The sequence below is a fragment of the Rhizobacter sp. P2_D12 genome (genome assembly GCF_056404395.1).
On record NZ_JBFUEB010000281.1, the window covers coordinates 1 to 1,631 of the forward strand.

General features: G+C 69.3%; 2 protein-coding genes. Both read right to left on the minus strand.

From position 1 onward, the window contains the following. Window positions 1-633 (minus strand): Hsp70 family protein (locus AC1DYN_RS32440; RefSeq protein ID WP_477966897.1); only part of this gene is annotated, 633 nt, incomplete at its 3' end. Beyond that, the coding region (locus tag AC1DYN_RS32445; RefSeq protein WP_477966899.1) for an Hsp70 family protein at window positions 630-1,631 on the minus strand (1,002 nt) is incomplete at its 5' end. The genes AC1DYN_RS32445 and AC1DYN_RS32440, both read right to left, overlap by 4 nt.

The window sequence follows — 1,631 nt, forward strand, 5'->3', positions numbered from 1 at the left end:
GCCCAGATCGCCGGCCAGGCTGGCGCGATGGCGGTACAGCCAGTCGTACAGCGCGGCTTGCGGTTCTTCCAGTAGCGCCACCTGCGGCAGGCCGGCCAGCCTGGCCGCTTCGAGCGTCAGCGCACGGGCGCCTTCATCGAACGACGCAGGCACCGTGAGCACGATCTGCTGGCGTTCGAGGGGTTGTTTGGGAAAGCGCGCATTCCATGCGGCGCGCAGGTGCGCAAGATAGCTGGCGCTGGCGGCCACCGGTGAGACCTTGGGCACGTCGTTGTCGACGCCCCACGGCAGGATCGGCGCCATGCGGTCTACGCCGTCGTGGGACAGCCAGCTCTTGGCGCTCGTGACGAGCCGGCCCGGCGTGGCCGCACCGAGCACGCGCGCCAGGCGCCCCAGCGCAACGCGCTCGACGCCGGCGACGTCCTGCTGCTGCCAGGGTAACTGCAGGGCACCCGGTGCCAGTTCGTCCGGCCCCGGGTGGTAACGCATCGACGGCAGCAGCGGCGCGCCGGCCACTTCGCCGGGCGCCACCAATTGATCGATCTGGAATAGCTCGATGCCGCCCGGGCCATTGCGGCCGTAGGCCAGCACCGTGTTCGTGGTGCCCAGATCAATGCCGACGAGCCAGGTCACTGGACCCCGGCCGCCGTACGCACGTCGAACTCGATCTTCCAGCGCTGGCCGTCACGCGCCACTGCCAGCAGTTCGAGCGTGCCGGCGTCCGTCGCCAGCGCATGCAGTTTTACCTGCACAACATCACCTGCTGCGCGGCCATCGGCCGGCAGCGTGGCCTGGATCTCGTTCATTTCGTGCAGCTCGTCCGGGCCCCAGAATTCGAGCACGTCGCCGATGCGGTCCTGGCGGCGCGTGGTGGAGCCGAAGAAGCGGAACGTCACCGGCTCGCCGATCACCAGGCCGAATTCCTGGCCTGGCAGTTCGAGCTCGCTGCCTTCTTCCATGCCGAATGGCGCCACGCACAGGGCTTCGAGTGGTGGCTCCATGCCCGGGATGGCCGGCATCGACGACTCAACGCCAACGTAGTACGAGCGCGCCGTGCCGCCGCGAATGCGCACGCCACCGCCACGCCGCGCGTAGCTGAAGTAGGCCGCGCCGCGCGCGACGRCCAGATCGAGATCCGCGCCTTCGAGCATGCGGGCCGGTTCGGCGCCTTCCATGTACAGCCAGTCGTTGATGGTGTCCATCACGCGCTGGGCCAGGATGCCGGATTTGAACACGCCGCCGTTGAACAGCACCGCGCTCGGGTGCAGGAAGGTGTGGTCGGCCGTGACGCGGCCAGTGAAACCTTCGAGTTCGGCGGTGGCGCCGGCCTGGCGCGCGAGGAACGCGGCCAGGTGGCGCGTGATCGCGGCATCCTGCGCATACGGCAGGCCAAGCTGGGTCAGGCCGGCGCGGGCGCGCACGGTCGGCCGCGCCGAGGCTTCCACGCGCGGGAAGAAGCCGTCGGTGATGAAGGCGGTGACTTCGTCGCGTGTGAGTTCGGTGCGGATCGAGCCGCCGATGAGTTTCGAGCCGCGGCTTGGGACCACGATCGGGTGCGTTGTCGCATTGGCGTCGGCCAGCAGCGCTTCCTTGGCGCTGCGGCAGCCGTAGGTCAGTGCGCGCATCTGCCA